We start from the raw sequence: 14,449 nt of genomic DNA, 5'->3' as shown, positions 1-14,449 counted from the left end.
GCTCGCCGTATGCACACAAGGCGCACCCCCCGCGGGACCCGTACCGGAACCGGAGTCGCTCTGCTCGCCGCCGCCGCACTGCTGGTCTCGGGCTGCTCCTCGGGGAACAGCCCGAGCACGACCAGTGCGGCGGCGGGGGAGGCGGCGGCAGCCCTCGCCCCCCTGCCCCGCTCCACACCCACGGCCCTCACGCCGTACTACGGGCAGAAACCGGCCTGGCGCGACTGCGGAGTCCCCGGTTTCCAGTGCGCCACGCTGAAGGTCCCGCTCGACTACGCCGAGCCGGCGGCCGGTGACGTGCGCCTCGCCCTCACCCGCAAGAAGGCCACCGGCCCGGGAAAGCGGCTGGGCTCACTGCTGGTGAACCCCGGCGGCCCGGGCGGCTCGGCGATCGGCTACGTCCAGGCGTACGCCGGGATCGGCTACCCGGCCGGTGTGCGGGCCCGCTACGACATGGTGGCCGTCGACCCGCGGGGCGTCGCCCGCAGCGAACCCGTCGAGTGCCTGGACGGGACCGGGATGGACGCGTTCACCCGGACGGACATCACCCCGGACGACGCGAAGGAGACCGGCGCGCTGGTCGCGTCGTACAAGAAGTTCGCCGAGGGCTGCGGGGCGGACGCGCCGAAGCTGCTGCGCCATGTGTCCACCGTCGAGGCGGCCCGGGACATGGACATCGTCCGGGCCGCGCTGGGCGACGAGAAGCTGAACTACGTCGGCGCCTCGTACGGCACCTTCCTCGGCGCGACCTACGCCGGCCTGTTCCCGGACCGGGCGGGCCGGCTCGTCCTGGACGGCGCGATGGACCCCTCGCTGCCCGCGCGCCGGCTCAACCTGGAACAGACGGAGGGCTTCGACACGGCGTTCACCGCCTTCGCCAAGGACTGCGTGCGGCGGAGCGACTGCCCGCTCGGCGGCCGGGGCACCGCCCCCGGGCAGGTCGGCAAGAACCTCAAGACGTTCTTCGAGGAGCTCGACGCCCGTCCGGTCCCCACCGGTGACGCCGACGGCCGCAGGCTCACCGAGTCGCTCGCGACGATCGGCGTGATCGCCGCGATGTACGACGAGGGCGCCTGGCAGCAGCTGCGCGAGGCGCTGACGGCCGCGATGAAGGAGAACGACGGCGCAGGACTCCTCCTCCTCTCCGACAGCTACTACGAGCGTGACGCGCACGGCGACTACAGCAACCTGATGTTCGCCAACGCGGCCGTGAACTGCCTCGACCTCCCGCCCGCCTTCGACTCCCCGGACGAGGTGCGCAAGGCGCTCCCCGCCTTCGAGAAGGCGTCCCCGGTGTTCGGCGAGGGCCTCGCCTGGGCCTCACTGAACTGCGCGTACTGGCCGGTGCGGGCCACGGGTGAGGCGCAGCGCATCGAGGCGAAGGGCGCGGCCCCGATCGTCGTCGTCGGCACCACCCGGGACCCGGCCACCCCGTACCGCTGGGCCGAGTCCCTGGCCGGCCAGCTCTCCTCGGCCCGCCTCCTCACCTACGAGGGTGACGGCCACACCGCCTACGGCCGGGGCAGCGCCTGCATCGACTCCGCGATCAACACCTACCTGCTCGACGGCACCCCGCCGAAGGACGGAAAGCGCTGCTCATAGCCGGTACGACCACCCCCGGAGGCGTACGCTCCGGCCCGCCTCCGGGGCCGGTACGAAGCACCCCCGGAAACTGTGTAGACTTACCGACGTTGCTGATCGCATCATGGTGCGCAGCGCGCCGCCTTAGCTCAGATGGCCAGAGCAACGCACTCGTAATGCGTAGGTCTCGGGTTCGAATCCCGAAGGCGGCTCCATCTCGAACCGCAGGTCATGGTTATGACCTGCGGTTCTTTGTTTCCTGCCGGTGGCTGTGGCCGCCTCGATCCGACGCCGCCCGGAGCGTTGCCACGCCGAGCCGTCGTGCCGGTTCCTTACGTGATCGTCGCAGGAGGTCTCCTGCCGGGCGGGCTGGTCGCGCCGGCACGGCTGCCGGCGTCGCGGCCGAAGCCTGACCCGTGAGTACGGCGTGCTCGCCGTGTGTGCCGTCCTACGTTCACCCAGTCGAGGTTTGGACGCAACCAAGCGTGCTTCAGAGTGGGTTGCGTGAGTTTCGAGCCCTTGGGGCATGCCCGTGACCGACGGGCCGGGTGGGTCGTAGTGAGTGAGGAGCAGCGTTTATGCCACGTCAGCACGAACCTCCGGCCGGCGGGGCGACGCCGGCCGTGGCCGTCCGCCGTGCGGTTTCCGTGCCCGCGCCGGGTAATGACCCCGGCGCGGATCTGAGACCGCGCAGTCCTGAGCCCGTTCCTGCCTCCGGCTCCGTCGTAGAACCGGCCGCCGCCGAGGAGGGACGGCAGCAAGAGCAGAAGCAAGAGCAGAAACAAGAGCAAGAACAGCAACAGCAGCGGCAGGCGGCAGAACCCGGCGGAGCGGAAGCCGAGGCCGCGGTCGGTGTGGTCGCGGCCGGGAACGGCGACGGCGCGAAAGCGGGCGCGGGCGCGGATGCGGACGAGGACGAGACGGTGCCGGGGCGGCTGCGCGGGCCCATGGTGGCCGCGGCCGCCATCGTGGGGGCGGTGCTGATCTGCGTACCTCTCCTGGTGCTCGGCCTCACCCGTGAAGAGGACCGTACGGTCGAGACGGCTCCCGTCGGGGGGACGACCCTTGACCCCGGCACGTCCGACGACATCCCGGCCGCCGACTACCAGGCCGCGTCCCCGTCATCCTCGGCGTCGCCGAGCGGAGCCGCGTCCGCGTCCGGCTCCCCGGCCGAGTCCGAGCCCAAGTCCAAGTCCAAGTCCAAGTCCGAGCCTTCGCCGTCCCGTTCGGCCGAGGTGAAGGCCGCGCCCCGGCCCGCCACCGAGAAGGCGACCGACGGGAAGGAGACGCCGAAGGCGGAGAATCCCCCCGCGATCACTCCCCGGCAACTGGCCAACGCCCTCTCCACCCGCGTCAACGCGCAGTTGAAGAACGTCGCGACCGGCAAGTGCGCCGACCTGCCCTACTTCGAGAAGGGTTCGGTCGACGGCCCGGTGAGCCAGTACAACTGCCGGCCCACCACCAAGGACAACCAGCTCTGGGACCTGGAGGTGGCCGACTCGAACGGCGGGCCCGGCGGAGCGAGCCTCTTCGTCATCAGGAACCGCAAGGACGGGTTGTGCATGGACCTGCCCAACTACGGCAGTGTCGCGGCCGGGACCAAGGTCACCGAGTACCACTGCAGGCCGGCCGCGGACAACCAGCTCTGGTGGCTGGACCCGCGGTCGGGGGGTTACTGGATCCGCAACGCCGCGAGCAACCTGTGCATGAGCGTGGTCGGCGGCAGTTCCGCCGGGAACGACGCCAGGCTCCAGGTGGCGCGGTGCGGCTCGGGGACGGGCGAGCAGCGCTGGTCCGTCGTCTCCGTGGTCAAGCCCTCCTGAACGACATCACCGCCCGGCCTACTGCGGGAGGCCACGGCATGAACGGCTAGCATCGCGAACGCAGTCGTCGGCCGGGATGGTGAGGTGAGGACGTGGGGACGCCGAGGATCGCCGTCGCCGTGGTGACCATGGGGAACCGGCCCGCCGAGGTGGACGCGTTGCTGGAGTCCGTGGCGAAGCAGGACCTCCCGCCCGCGCGGATCGTCATCGTGGGCAACGGCTGCCCGCTGCCCGAGTTCGCCCGGCGGCTGTCGCTCCCCGGCGAGGTCACCACCGTGGAGCTGGAGGAGAACCTCGGCTGTCCCGGCGGGCGGAACGCGGCGATCGCGCGGCTGCGGGAGTTCGGGGACGTGGACGTCGTCGTCGAGCTGGACGACGACGGGCTGCTCGTCGACGCCGATGTGCTGCGCCGCGTGGGGGAGTTGTACGCCCTCGACGAGCGGCTCGGGATCGTCGGCTTCCGGATCGCCGACGAGCTGGGGGAGACCCAGCAGCGGCATGTGCCACGGGTCGGGAGGTCGGATCCGATGCGCGGCGGGTACGTCACCGGGTTCCTCGGCGGCGGGCACGCGCTGCGGATGGCGATGCTGGACGGGATCGGCGACTGGCCCGCCGCGTTCTTCTTCGCGCACGAGGAGACCGACCTCGCCTGGCGGGCCGTCGACGCCGGGTGGCGGATCCTCTACGCGCCCGAACTGCTGCTCCAGCACCCGAAGACCTCCCCCGCCCGGCACGCCATCTACTACCGGGTGAACGCCCGCAACCGGGTGTGGCTGGCCCGGCGACGGCTGCCGCTCCCGCTCGTCCCCGTCCATCTCGGCGTGTGGATGCTGCTCACCCTGGTGCGGAACCGGTCGGCCAGCGGGCTGCGGGCCTGGTTCGGCGGGTTCGTGGAAGGGCTGCGGGAGCCGGCCGGGGAGCGGCGGGCCATGAGCTGGCGGACGGTGTGGCGGCTCACCCGGCTCGGACGGCCACCGGTCGTCTGACCCGACGGGCGGTACGACGAGGGGCCGGCCGGCGATCCGGTCATTTGGCGTCCGCGTAGCACTCCACCACCGCCGTCGTGAACGGGAACCGCACCGGTGTCTGTCCGAAGGTCAGCCGGCCGGCCAGGTCCGCGGCCCCCCGGATCGCCGCCACCACCCTCTCCGCCTCCTCCTCGGGACAGTGCACGATCACCTCGTCGTGCTGGAAGAAGACCAGCTCGGCCGCCGTGCCGCTCAGGGTCCGCCGCAGTGCGGCGAGCAGCAGCAGGGCCCAGTCGGCGGCGCTGCCCTGGACGACGAAGTTACGGGCGAAGCGGCCACGGGCACGGGCGTTGGTCGAGGCGTAGCCCGGCACCCAGGGGCGGCCCCCATCGGTGGCGTCCTCCTCCGCGACCGGGATGCCGGCCTCCTCCACCGCGTCGTCCGTCGTACGGGCGGCCGGCGGGCAGGTGCGGCCCAGCCAGGTCCGTACGAGCCGGCCCTCCTCGCCCGCGCGGGCGGCCTCGTCGACGTAGGCCACCGCCTTGGGGAAGCGGCGGCGGAGCGCGGCGAGGTTCTTCAGGCCGTCGCCGGAGGTCTGGCCGTAGACCGCGCCGAGGACGGCGAGCTTGGCCTGGGCGCGGTCGCCGGAGAAGGCGCGGTCGGACACCGACTGGTACAGGTCGCTCTCCCGGCCGGCCACCTCCATCAGTCCGGGGTCGCGGGAGATCGCCGCCAACACGCGCGGCTCCATCTGGTCGGCGTCGGCGACGACGAGCCGCCAGCCGGGGTCGGCGACGGCCGCGCGGCGGATCACCTTGGGGATCTGCAGGGCGCCCCCGCCGTTGGTCACCCAGCGGCCGGTCACCGTCCCGCCCGCGAGGAACTCGGGCCGGAAGCGGCCGTCGCGCACCCAGTCCTGGAGCCAGGACCAGCCGTGGGCGACCCAGATCCGGTACAGCTTCTTGTACTCGATCAGCGGTTTGACGGCCGGGTGGTCGACGGACTCGATCTCCCAGCGGCGGGTCGAGGTGACCTTGACGCCGGCCTGCGCGAAGGCCTTCACCACATCGGCGGGCAGGTCGGGCCGGACCCGGCGGCCGAAGGCGGCGGACACCTCGTCGGCCAGCTCGGCGAGCCGGCGTGGCTCGCCGCCGCCCGCGTACCGCTCGCCGAGCAGGTCGTGCAGCACCGCGCGGTGCACGTCCGCCCGCCAGGGCAGTCCCGCGCGGTTCATCTCGGCGGCCACCAGCGTCCCCGCCGACTCGGCGGCCGTCAGCAGCCGCATCCGGTCCGGGTGCGCGGCCCGGCCGGTCCGCCGCTGCTGCTCGGCGTAGACCGCGAGGAGGTCCGTCAGCGGCAGCCGGACGCACTGGGGTTCGAAGAGGGAGGACTGGGCGCCCGGTTCGGCATGGCGCTGCGGCGGGTCGGGCGGTACGGGGCCGCCGCGCAGCCGGGCCAGCGCCGCCACGGCCGAACGGGGTTCCCCGTACCGCCCCTCGTGGCCGAGCAGGAGCGTCTCGGCGGCCTCGATGTCGTAGGCCCGCTCCACTCGCACCCCCGCGGCGAGCAGGCCCGGGTAGACCTCGGCGGTGGACCGCCACACCCACCGCGTGACACCGGGACGGCTCCGTACGGCCTCGGCGGGGTCCGCCTCCCGCAGCACCGGACCGGCGGGCAGCCCGTCCGGGCCGAGGGGGGCGACGTCCACGCCACCGTCCTCGGCCGGAGCGAGCGCCCACCGGTCGGCCATGCTGCGAGTGTGGCAGGGGGGTCTGACAACGCCCCCGGTCAGCCTTCCTGACCGGGCTCGTCCTCCGTCCGGGTCTCCACGTACTGCGCCAGCGTCTCGGCGACGTACCGCTCGGTGGCGGCCTTGGTGACGCCGAGGCCGCTGAGGAGGCCCTCGCCGTTCTCGTGCTCCAGCAGGGCGAGCAGGATGTGCTCGGTGCCGATGTAGTTGTGGCCGAGGCGGAGGGCCTCGCGGAAGGTGAGTTCCAGGACCTTCTTGGCCGCCGGGCCGTACGGCACCAGCTCGGGGGCGTCCTCGACGGCCGGTGGGAGCGCCGCGCGGGCGGCCTCGCGGACCGCGTTCACGGTGACGCCCTGCTCGGTGATCGCCTTGGCCGCCAGGCCCTGCGGCTCGGCCAGCAGGCCGAGGACCAGGTGCTCGGGCAGGCCCTCCGCGTTGTGCGCGGCCTGGGCCTCGTTGTGCGCGGCCATGACCGTGTTGCGGGCGCGGGGCGTGTAGCGGTTGAAGCCCTGGCCGGGGTCGAGGTCGTTGCCCTCCTTCGGTACGAAGCGCTTCTGGGCCGCCTGCCGGGTGACGCCCATGCTCTTGCCGATGTCCGTCCAGGAGGCGCCCGAACGCCGGGCCTGGTCCACGAAGTGGCCGATCAGGTGGTCGGCCACGTCGCCGAGGTGCTCACCGGCGAGCACCGCGTCCTGGAGCTGTTCCAGGGGCTCCTCGTGGACCTTCTTGATGGCCGCGATGAGGTCGTCGAGACGCACGGATGACTTGATGGCGGGGTTCGTCGTCATGTGTCAACCGTAGGTTGACAGTCGAGGGGCGTCAACCCGAAGTTGACACTTCCGGGTGAATCCCCGGGGCATGGCACGATCGGCTCGTGAGTACGTCCAGCACCGTCGACCGGGCCTTCCGGGCCGCCCTCTACGACACCGGCGACACCGCCCTCGACACCGGCGCGTCCCTGCTCGCCGCCGATCCGGCGGCCGACACCGAACTCGCCCGGCGCGGCGAGGAGTTCGTGGCGACCGCCTGGCGGCGCGGCTGGCAGCCCGCCGACGTCGTACGGATCGTCCGGCGCGAGCTGGACGACGTCCACGTACGGCTCGTCTCCGCGTTGATCCGTACGCAGGCACCGCGCGACGACCGGCCGCGCGGGCCCCGCTGGAAGGCCCAGCTGGACGGGCTCGGAGCGGACGACGCCCCGCGCGGCGACCGTTTCTCGTACGCCGTGGCCGTCCTGGAGCTGTACCGCCTGCTGCTGCGCCTGCCCGCCCTCGAACCCCTCGACGGGACGGCCGCCCCGGACCCGGCGGACCGGCGGCCGGAGTCCCGCGTGCTCGGCCGCATCCGCGCGCTGCTGGCCAAGGCGGAGGCGACAGGGTTCCCGGACGAGGCGGAGGCGCTCAGCGCCAAGGCGCAGGAGCTGATGGCGCGGCACAGCGTCGACGAGGCGCTGCTCGCCGCGCGGGAGCCCTCGGCCGCGGCACCGGGTGCCTGCCGGATCGGGGTGGAGCCGCCGTACGAGCAGGCCAAGGCGGTGCTGCTGGACGCGGTCGCCGGCGCGAACCACTGCCGGGCCGTGTGGAACGAACCGCTCGGCTTCTCCACCGTGGTCGGCTTCGCCTCCGACCTGGAGGCCGTGGAACTCCTCTACACCTCACTGCTCGTGCAGGCCACCACCGCGATGACCAGGGCGGAGGCCGCACAGCGCGCGGGCGGACGCAAGCGGACCAAGACCTTCCGGCAGTCCTTCCTCGCCGCCTACGCGCACCGCGTGGGGACACGTCTCGCGGCCGTCGCCGAGACCCAGGTGAGCGACGACCTGCTCCCGGTGCTCGCCTCCCGCGCGGTGGCGGTCACCGAGCGGACGGACCGCCTGTTCCCGGAGACGACGACCACCCGGCTGCGCGGGGTGAGCGACGCGGCGGGCTGGGAGGAGGGCGCCCGCGCGGCGGACGGCGCCCAGGTCAGGGCCCGCCCGCACCTTCCCTGAGCGCCAGGCGGGTCAGGCGGGGTCCGCCGCGGTTCGGCAGCGCCCCCGAAGGGGCGCGGGACCGTACCGACGTGCGACCACCGCCGCGTGGGCGCGGCCGTCCGCGACGGCGCCGCGGACGGCCGACGGCGCATCGCCGTACTTCCGGCGGAGCCGTTCAGTCCCCCGCCTGCTGGTAGGCGCTCACGGAGATCTTGTGGCCGGTCCGGCCGTCGGACGCGACCGGGCCGTACGTCCAGCGGAAGGTCCGGGTGCCGGAGAGGCCGACCAGCAGGCTCTCCGCGTCGAAGGCGCCGTCGCCGGGCGTGCCGCGCTCGTAGGTGAGGGTGAACGACGCGGACTCGCCCTTGGCCAGGGTCAGTTTCTGGGCCTTGGCCCCTTCGGCCGGCGGCACCTCGACGGTGGTGGAATCACCGGCACCGGCCAGCCGCACCTCGGGGAAACCGTCCAGGGTGCAGGCGGCGCTCTGGTTGGTGAAGCCGACGGGAACCTCGCCGGTGTCCCCGGCGGCCGGCGCGATGCTCGCGGGCCCGACCTCCATGCTCACCGTGTCGACCGAGCAGGTGGTGCTCTCCTGCTTCCCGTCGCCGCCCCCGTCCCCGCCCGTGCCGCCGCAGGCGGTCAGCAGGAGGAGCGCGGCGAGGGCGGCGGGGACGGCGAGCGGCGTGGTGCGCATGAGTGATCCTCTGGGGTTCGTGGAGGTGCCCACCGGTCATCATCACGCACCCGCCACCGATCCGCCCCGCGGACCGGCCCTAGGAGCCCAGCCCCTCCGTGGGCAGCCCCGTCGGGAGGGAGCCGCCCTCGGCCCTGGTGTACGTCTCGGTGCCGAGGGCGCCCTCCCAGGTGACCTTCAGGGAGTCCTCGCCGACGGAGCCGACCGTGCCGTTCGCCCGGTCCTCGGTGCCCTCGCCGCACTTCAGGCGGATCGAACGGGTCCCGGCCTGCTCCCGCGCGGTGCCGCTGCACACGGTGCCGCCCGTGGCGAAGAGGGCGGCCTCCTCGCCGTGGACCATCAGGACCACGGCCTTGCCGCCGGCCGTGGTGAGCCAGCTTCCCTCCAGCTCGCTCGCCGGGGCCGTGCTCGTGTCGGAGCCCCCGGTGCCGCCACCGGAGTCCGCGGTCGCCGTGGCCGACGGGGTGGGGCCGGTCGCGGAGTCGTCCGAGTCGTCGGAGCCGTTCCCGCCGCACGCGGTCAGCGCGAGCGCGCCGGCCAGTGCCGCGGCCGTGACCGCGACCCGTGAGCGCCGGGAGTCCGACCCGCGTGATGACGGCGATGCGGGCGAGTACGTCACCGAAGCCTGCGAAGTCACTGCGAACCCCCTGGCTGTGGCCGGCCCCGTCGGCCGGACGACCGCCGCCAGCTAACAGGACCCGCCCGGCACCCCACCAGCCTCCGTGACACACCTCGCACAGCATGTCCACGACGAACGGGTGGATCGGCGCGCGGGGAATGCGGAGAACACACAAGGGAACACGATGGAACAGAAAGGCCCCCGCGTGCGTCTCTTAGGAGGCGGGGATCGGTAAAGCGTCCGTCAAAGCGGGCATGGCGCGACCGTCAAGGCTGTAGTCGCAGGAACACCCCGCGTGCACGTGCATCTGCTCATGCATCAGCACATGAACAAAGCTATGATCCCGGTCAGTTGACCACTGCATCAATGGCCACACCAGCCAGTGCACCAGCGGGGAGCGACCTGTGGACCACGACGTGTACGACGGTGCCGACGCGTCCGGCGTGTACAACGGCATGACGGCCACCGGGCTGGACGGCGTGGCCTGGCAGAAGAGCCGGCACAGCAACTCGCAGGGTTCCTGCGTGGAGTTCGCCCGGCTGCCCGGCGGAGAGGTGGCCGTGCGCAACTCCCGCTTCCCCGACGGCCCCGCGCTCGTCTACACCCGCGCGGAGATCGAGGCCATGCTGCTGGGCGTGAAGGACGGCGAGTTCGACCACCTGGTCGTCGGCTGACCGTCCTGCCGGGACGGACGACGGACCCCCGGTCCGCCCCGGCAGGGACCGGAGTGGACCGGCGGACCGGAGCGGACCGGCGGACCGGAGTGGACCAACGGACTGGAGTGGACCGGCGGACCGGAGTGGACCGGCGGACCGGAGTGGACCAACGGACTGGAGTGGACCGGCGGACCGGAGTGGACCGGCGGACCGGAGTGGACCAACGGACCGGAGTGGACCAACGGACCGGAGTGGACCAACGGACCGGAGTGGACCAACGGACCGGAGTGGCTCAGGAGGCGCCAACGCGCGTAGAACCGCGGCACCCAAGAGCGCCGCGGCCCGTCAGGTGCCGGGACGGGAGCGGCCGGCGGGGCGCGGCAGCCGGAACAGGGCCCAGACCACCTTGCCGCCGAACGCGCCGGCCATCGGGTGCCAGCCCCAGCCGTCGCTGAAGGACTCGACCAGGAACAGCCCCCGGCCCGACTCGGCGGAGAAGTCGTCCGACTCGCGGGCGACGGGGCTGTCGTCGCTGGGGTCGCGCACCGCGCACACCAGCCGTTCGGTCCACCGCATCAGATGCAGCCGTACCGGCAGGTCCGGCACCGCCGGCCGCGGCGTGTCGGCCGGCAGGCCGTGCCGCAGGGCGTTGGTGACCAGCTCGGAGACGACCAGGCACACGTCGTCGAAGCGGTCGCCCAGGTCCCACTGGTCGAGCGTCTTGCGGGTGAACCGCCGGGCCTCGCGGACCGCTTCGTAGCGGGCGGGGAGGGCGCAGGAGGAGGCGTCGGACGCGGCCGCGAGGTTCAGCGGCGGAAGGCCCTGCCGTAACGGCTCGAGCATGGTCGATCCATTCGTCCCCATGCGAGGCACTCCCGGGAATTCGCGGTCGTAGCGAGGCTGCGGTGGTGCGGAGACCATGGTTTCGGATGCGTACAGCAGATGCAAGGGCAGATGCACGTGCAGCTGACCGAAATCATCCCTGCCGTACTGGTTTGTTGGCCAATTTTTCCGTCATCTTCCTGTCGTCTTCCGGCTGTTCCCTTGTCTCCTCGTTACTCCTTCCTTCTCCTCCCTTCTCCTCCCTTCTCCTTCCGTGCCCGTTCCGTGCTCCTTCCCGACCGGTATCCTCGGCCGGATTCCGTTTCCGTAACCGGACGAGTACTGCTCGAAGTGTTTTAGTGGCAGACTGCGGGCCCTGAAGACGTTGGGGAGGCTGGCGAACGTGAGCGCGGGAGAGCCGGGATCGGTGGTGCGGCGCATGCTGCTCGGATCACAACTGCGGCGACTGCGTGAGGCGCGGGGGATCACGCGCGAGGCGGCGGGCTATTCGATCCGCGCCTCCGAATCGAAGATCAGCCGGATGGAGTTGGGCCGGGTGAGCTTCAAGACCAGGGATGTCGAGGATCTGCTGACGCTGTACGGCATCACGGACGAGCAGGAGCGCCTGTCGCTGGTCTCCCTCGCCAAGGAGGCCAACGTGGCCGGCTGGTGGCACAGTTACTCGGACGTGCTGCCGAGCTGGTTCCCCACGTACGTGGGTCTGGAGGGCGCCGCCTCGCTGATCCGGGCGTACGAGGTGCAGTTCGTGCACGGCCTGCTGCAGACCGAGGAGTACGCCCGCGCGGTGGTGCGCCGCGGCATGAAGGGGGCGAGCGAGGAGGACGTCGAACGGCGGGTGACGCTGCGCCTGGAGCGGCAGAAGTACCTGGTCTCGGAGAACGCCCCCGAGTTCCACGTGGTCCTCGACGAGGCCGCCCTGCGCCGGCCGTACGGCGACCGCGCGGTGATGCGCGGCCAGCTCCAGCACCTCATCGACGTCTCCGAGCGGCCCAAGGTCCGGCTGCAGGTCATGCCGTTCAGCCTCGGCGGGCACTCCGGCGAGTCGGGCGCGTTCACCATCCTCAGCTTCCCCGAGTCCGACCTGTCGGACGTCGTGTACCTGGAGCAGCTCACCAGCGCGCTGTATCTCGACAAGGCCGAGGACGTCGCCCAGTACGAGAAGGCGCTCAAGGAGCTCCAGCACGACGGCCCGGGTCCGGCGGAGAGCCGGGACCTTCTGCGGGGGCTGCTGCACATGTCCTGAGGGAGTCCTCGACTCCCGAGGCGACCCTCAACTCACATGAGACACAAGTACGATGACGTTCGATCAGGCCGTGCGGTCGATCGGTGCCCCACTGATGCAACGACGCAGCAAGGGATTGAGGGATCACATGTCGTCGTACTTCACCGACCTGGCTCAGCAGTACATCGACGGTGAGTGGCGCCCGGGCACCGGCTCCTGGGACATCATCGACTTCAACCCGTACGACGACGAGAAGCTCGCGTCGATCACGATAGCCACGGTCGACGAGGTCGATCAGGCGTACAGGGCGGCCGCCCGCGCGCAGAAGCAGTGGGCGGCGACCAATCCGTACGCCCGCCGCACGGTGTTCGAGAAGGCGCTCAGGCTGGTCGAGGAGCGCGAGGAGGAGATCGCCGAGGCGATCGTCGCCGAGCTCGGCGGCACCCGCCTGAAGGCCGCCTTCGAGCTGCACCTCGCCAAGGAGTTCCTGCGCGAGGCGGTCCACCTGGCGCTGCGCCCCGAGGGCCGGATCATCCCCTCGCCGGTGGACGGCAAGGAGAACCGCGTCTACCGCGTGCCCGTGGGCGTCGTGGGCGTGATCAGCCCCTTCAACTTCCCCTTCCTGCTCTCCCTCAAGTCGGTCGCCCCCGCGCTCGCGCTCGGCAACGGCGTGGTGCTCAAGCCGCACCAGAACACGCCGGTCGTCGGCGGCTCCCTGGTCGCGAAGATCTTCGAGGACGCGGGCCTGCCCGGCGGACTGCTCAACGTCGTCATCACCGACATCGCGGAGATCGGCGACGCCTTCCTGGAGCACCCGGTACCGAAGGTCATCTCCTTCACCGGCTCGGACGCGGTCGGCCGCCACGTGGCCACCGTCTGCGCCTCCCTCTTCAAGCGCTCGGTCCTCGAACTCGGCGGCAACAGCGCGCTGGTGGTCCTCGACGACGCCGACCTCGACTACGCGGTGGACGCGGCCGTCTTCAGCCGGTTCGTCCACCAGGGCCAGGTCTGCATGGCCGCCAACCGCGTCCTGGTCGACCGGTCGGTCGCCGACGAGTTCACCGAGAAGTTCGTCGCCAAGGTCAGGTCCCTCAAGGCCGGCGACCCGCGCGACCCGGAGACGGTCATCGGCCCGGTGATCAACTCCCGTCAGGCGGACGCCCTGTCCGGCGTGGTCGAGCAGGCGCTCACCGAGGGCGCCACTGCCCTGGTGCGCGGCGACCGCACCGACAACCTGGTCGAGCCGTCCGTCCTCACCGGCCTGCCCGCGGACTCGCCCCTGCTGCGGCAGGAGGTCTTCGGGCCCGTCGCCTTCCTCGTCCCGTTCGACGGCGAGGAGGAGGCGGTGCGCATCGTCAACGACACCCCGTACGGCCTGAGCGGCGCCGTGCACACCGGTGACATCGAGCGCGGCGTGAACTTCGCCAAGCAGATCGACACCGGCATGTTCCACGTGAACGACGGCACCGTGCACGACGAGCCGATCGTCCCCTTCGGCGGCGAGAAGCACTCGGGCATCGGCCGGCTGAACGGCGACACCATGCTGGACGCCTTCACCACGGTGAAGTGGATCTCGGTGCAGCACGGCCGGAGCGGCTTCCCGTTCTGAGCGGGCTCCGGGCGGGCAGGGCAGCCCCCGGGGCCGGTCCCGGGGGTCCTACGCTGGGCACATGTCAGTGATCCGTCTCCTGGTGCTCGGCGCGGTGCGCCAGCACGGGCGGGCCCACGGGTACCAGGTGCGCAACGACCTGGAGTACTGGGGCGCGCACGAGTGGTCCAACGCCAAGCCCGGCTCGATCTACCACGCGCTGAAGCAGATGGCGAAGCAGGGGCTGCTGCACGCGCACGAGATCGCGCCGTCCACGGCCGGCGGCCCGCCGCGCACGGAGTACGAGATCACCGAGCAGGGCACCGAGGAGTTCTTCCGGCTGCTGCGGGAGGCCCTGACCTCCTACGACCAGAAGCCGGACGTGCTCTCGGCGGGGCTCGGCCTGATGGTCGACCTGGAGCGCGCGGAGGCCCTCGCGCTGCTCGAGCGGCGGATGCGTGCGATCGGGGAGTGGCGCAAGGCCGTCACCGAGTACTACACGCCCGAGGACGGTCCCGGTCGGCTCGGCCACATCGGGGAGATCATGGACTTCTGGGTGCACTCCGCCGACACCGGCGCCGAGTGGACCCGCTCCCTCATCGAGCGCATCCGGGGCGGCGCGTACACCTTCGCCGGTGAGGGCGAGCCGTTCGTCGGCGTACTGGCCGAGGGCGAGGAGAACCCGTACGGGACGGGGGAGCGGCATCCCGGGGACGATCGCTAATCAAGTTTG

Annotated in this window: 13 protein-coding genes and 1 tRNA gene; 9 read left to right on the top strand and 5 right to left on the bottom strand. The window is 72.0% G+C overall.

The features are described 5' to 3' along the window. The first annotated feature begins 9 nt into the window (after positions 1–9). From ACIA6T_RS24400 to ACIA6T_RS24385, 4 genes are all read left to right on the top strand, one after another. On the top strand, positions 10–1,602 hold the full coding sequence (locus ACIA6T_RS24400) for an alpha/beta hydrolase (RefSeq protein WP_399448584.1): 1,593 nt from the start codon (positions 10–12) through the stop codon (positions 1,600–1,602). 117 nt (positions 1,603–1,719) lie between these two features. Further along, a tRNA-Thr gene (locus ACIA6T_RS24395) sits at positions 1,720–1,796 on the top strand. A 639-nt stretch (positions 1,797–2,435) separates the two neighbouring features. Further along, entirely contained in the window at positions 2,436–3,404 is a 969-nt protein-coding gene (locus ACIA6T_RS24390; RefSeq protein ID WP_399448583.1) for an RICIN domain-containing protein, read from the top strand. A gap of 92 nt (positions 3,405–3,496) precedes the next feature. Then, positions 3,497–4,390 carry a glycosyltransferase family 2 protein gene (locus ACIA6T_RS24385; protein ID WP_399448582.1) on the top strand — a complete coding sequence of 298 codons (894 nt, stop codon included), beginning with the start codon at positions 3,497–3,499 and terminating at the stop codon, positions 4,388–4,390. A 40-nt stretch (positions 4,391–4,430) separates the two neighbouring features. On the opposite strand, the gene ACIA6T_RS24380 is transcribed toward ACIA6T_RS24385, so the two are convergent. Together ACIA6T_RS24380 and ACIA6T_RS24375 are read right to left on the bottom strand one after the other, a co-directional pair. Then, on the bottom strand, positions 4,431–6,122 hold the full coding sequence (locus tag ACIA6T_RS24380; RefSeq protein ID WP_399448581.1) for a bifunctional 3'-5' exonuclease/DNA polymerase: 1,692 nt from the start codon (positions 6,120–6,122) through the stop codon (positions 4,431–4,433). A gap of 38 nt (positions 6,123–6,160) precedes the next feature. Next, positions 6,161–6,910 (bottom strand): Clp protease N-terminal domain-containing protein, encoded by a 750-nt coding sequence (locus tag ACIA6T_RS24375; protein WP_399448580.1) that lies wholly within the window; start codon positions 6,908–6,910, stop codon positions 6,161–6,163. A gap of 86 nt (positions 6,911–6,996) precedes the next feature. Between ACIA6T_RS24375 and ACIA6T_RS24370 the strand changes: the two genes are divergently transcribed. After that, positions 6,997–8,112: a DUF2786 domain-containing protein gene (locus ACIA6T_RS24370; protein WP_399448579.1), complete on the top strand. Its 1,116-nt coding sequence runs from the start codon at positions 6,997–6,999 to the stop codon at positions 8,110–8,112. Positions 8,113–8,269: 157 nt separating this feature from the next. On the opposite strand, the gene ACIA6T_RS24365 is transcribed toward ACIA6T_RS24370, so the two are convergent. Together ACIA6T_RS24365 and ACIA6T_RS24360 are read right to left on the bottom strand one after the other, a co-directional pair. Then, positions 8,270–8,788 (bottom strand): DUF4232 domain-containing protein, encoded by a 519-nt coding sequence (locus ACIA6T_RS24365; protein ID WP_399448578.1) that lies wholly within the window; start codon positions 8,786–8,788, stop codon positions 8,270–8,272. A 79-nt stretch (positions 8,789–8,867) separates the two neighbouring features. Beyond that, positions 8,868–9,425 (bottom strand): hypothetical protein, encoded by a 558-nt coding sequence (locus tag ACIA6T_RS24360; protein WP_399448577.1) that lies wholly within the window; start codon positions 9,423–9,425, stop codon positions 8,868–8,870. 386 nt (positions 9,426–9,811) lie between these two features. On the opposite strand from ACIA6T_RS24360, the gene ACIA6T_RS24355 reads away from it, so the two are divergent. After that, the gene (locus ACIA6T_RS24355; protein ID WP_399448576.1) at positions 9,812–10,081 is read left to right on the top strand and encodes a DUF397 domain-containing protein; all 270 of its coding nucleotides are present in this window, start codon (positions 9,812–9,814) and stop codon (positions 10,079–10,081) included. Between the two features lie 327 nt (positions 10,082–10,408). Here the strand turns inward: ACIA6T_RS24355 and ACIA6T_RS24350 are convergent, their stop codons facing one another. After that, positions 10,409–10,906 carry an ATP-binding protein gene (locus ACIA6T_RS24350; protein WP_399448575.1) on the bottom strand — a complete coding sequence of 166 codons (498 nt, stop codon included), beginning with the start codon at positions 10,904–10,906 and terminating at the stop codon, positions 10,409–10,411. Between the two features lie 418 nt (positions 10,907–11,324). Between ACIA6T_RS24350 and ACIA6T_RS24345 the strand changes: the two genes are divergently transcribed. The 3 genes from ACIA6T_RS24345 to ACIA6T_RS24335 all read left to right on the top strand — a co-directional run bounded on the left by ACIA6T_RS24345 (position 11,325) and on the right by ACIA6T_RS24335 (position 14,440). Next, entirely contained in the window at positions 11,325–12,149 is an 825-nt protein-coding gene (locus ACIA6T_RS24345; RefSeq protein ID WP_399448639.1) for a helix-turn-helix domain-containing protein, read from the top strand. 127 nt (positions 12,150–12,276) lie between these two features. Continuing rightward, complete coding sequence (locus ACIA6T_RS24340) at positions 12,277–13,737, top strand: aldehyde dehydrogenase family protein (protein ID WP_399448574.1); 1,461 nt, start codon at positions 12,277–12,279, stop codon at positions 13,735–13,737. 61 nt (positions 13,738–13,798) lie between these two features. Further along, a complete protein-coding gene (locus tag ACIA6T_RS24335; protein WP_399448573.1) occupies positions 13,799–14,440 on the top strand; it encodes a PadR family transcriptional regulator in 642 nt (213 codons plus the stop codon). The last annotated feature ends 9 nt before the right edge of the window (positions 14,441–14,449 follow it).

It is taken from the genome of Streptomyces sp. NPDC051740 (assembly GCF_044453165.1).
Taxonomy (GTDB): domain Bacteria; phylum Actinomycetota; class Actinomycetes; order Streptomycetales; family Streptomycetaceae; genus Streptomyces; species Streptomyces atrovirens.
Note: the sequence above shows the minus strand (reverse complement) of the source record. Positions and strands in the feature narration are given on the sequence as shown.

Bases quoted from the DNA above. Each gene is read 5' to 3' on its own strand.
- ACIA6T_RS24400 (WP_399448584.1), top strand. From the start codon at position 10: ATGCACACAAGGCGCACCCCCCGCGGGACCCGTACCGGAACCGGAGTC.
- ACIA6T_RS24380 (WP_399448581.1), bottom strand. From the start codon at position 6,122: ATGGCCGACCGGTGGGCGCTCGCTCCGGCCGAGGACGGTGGCGTGGAC.
- ACIA6T_RS24375 (WP_399448580.1), bottom strand. From the start codon at position 6,910: ATGACGACGAACCCCGCCATCAAGTCATCCGTGCGTCTCGACGACCTC.
- ACIA6T_RS24365 (WP_399448578.1), bottom strand. From the start codon at position 8,788: ATGCGCACCACGCCGCTCGCCGTCCCCGCCGCCCTCGCCGCGCTCCTC.
- ACIA6T_RS24350 (WP_399448575.1), bottom strand. From the start codon at position 10,906: ATGCTCGAGCCGTTACGGCAGGGCCTTCCGCCGCTGAACCTCGCGGCC.
- ACIA6T_RS24345 (WP_399448639.1), top strand. From the start codon at position 11,325: ATGCTGCTCGGATCACAACTGCGGCGACTGCGTGAGGCGCGGGGGATC.
- ACIA6T_RS24340 (WP_399448574.1), top strand. From the start codon at position 12,277: ATGTCGTCGTACTTCACCGACCTGGCTCAGCAGTACATCGACGGTGAG.
- ACIA6T_RS24335 (WP_399448573.1), top strand. From the start codon at position 13,799: ATGTCAGTGATCCGTCTCCTGGTGCTCGGCGCGGTGCGCCAGCACGGG.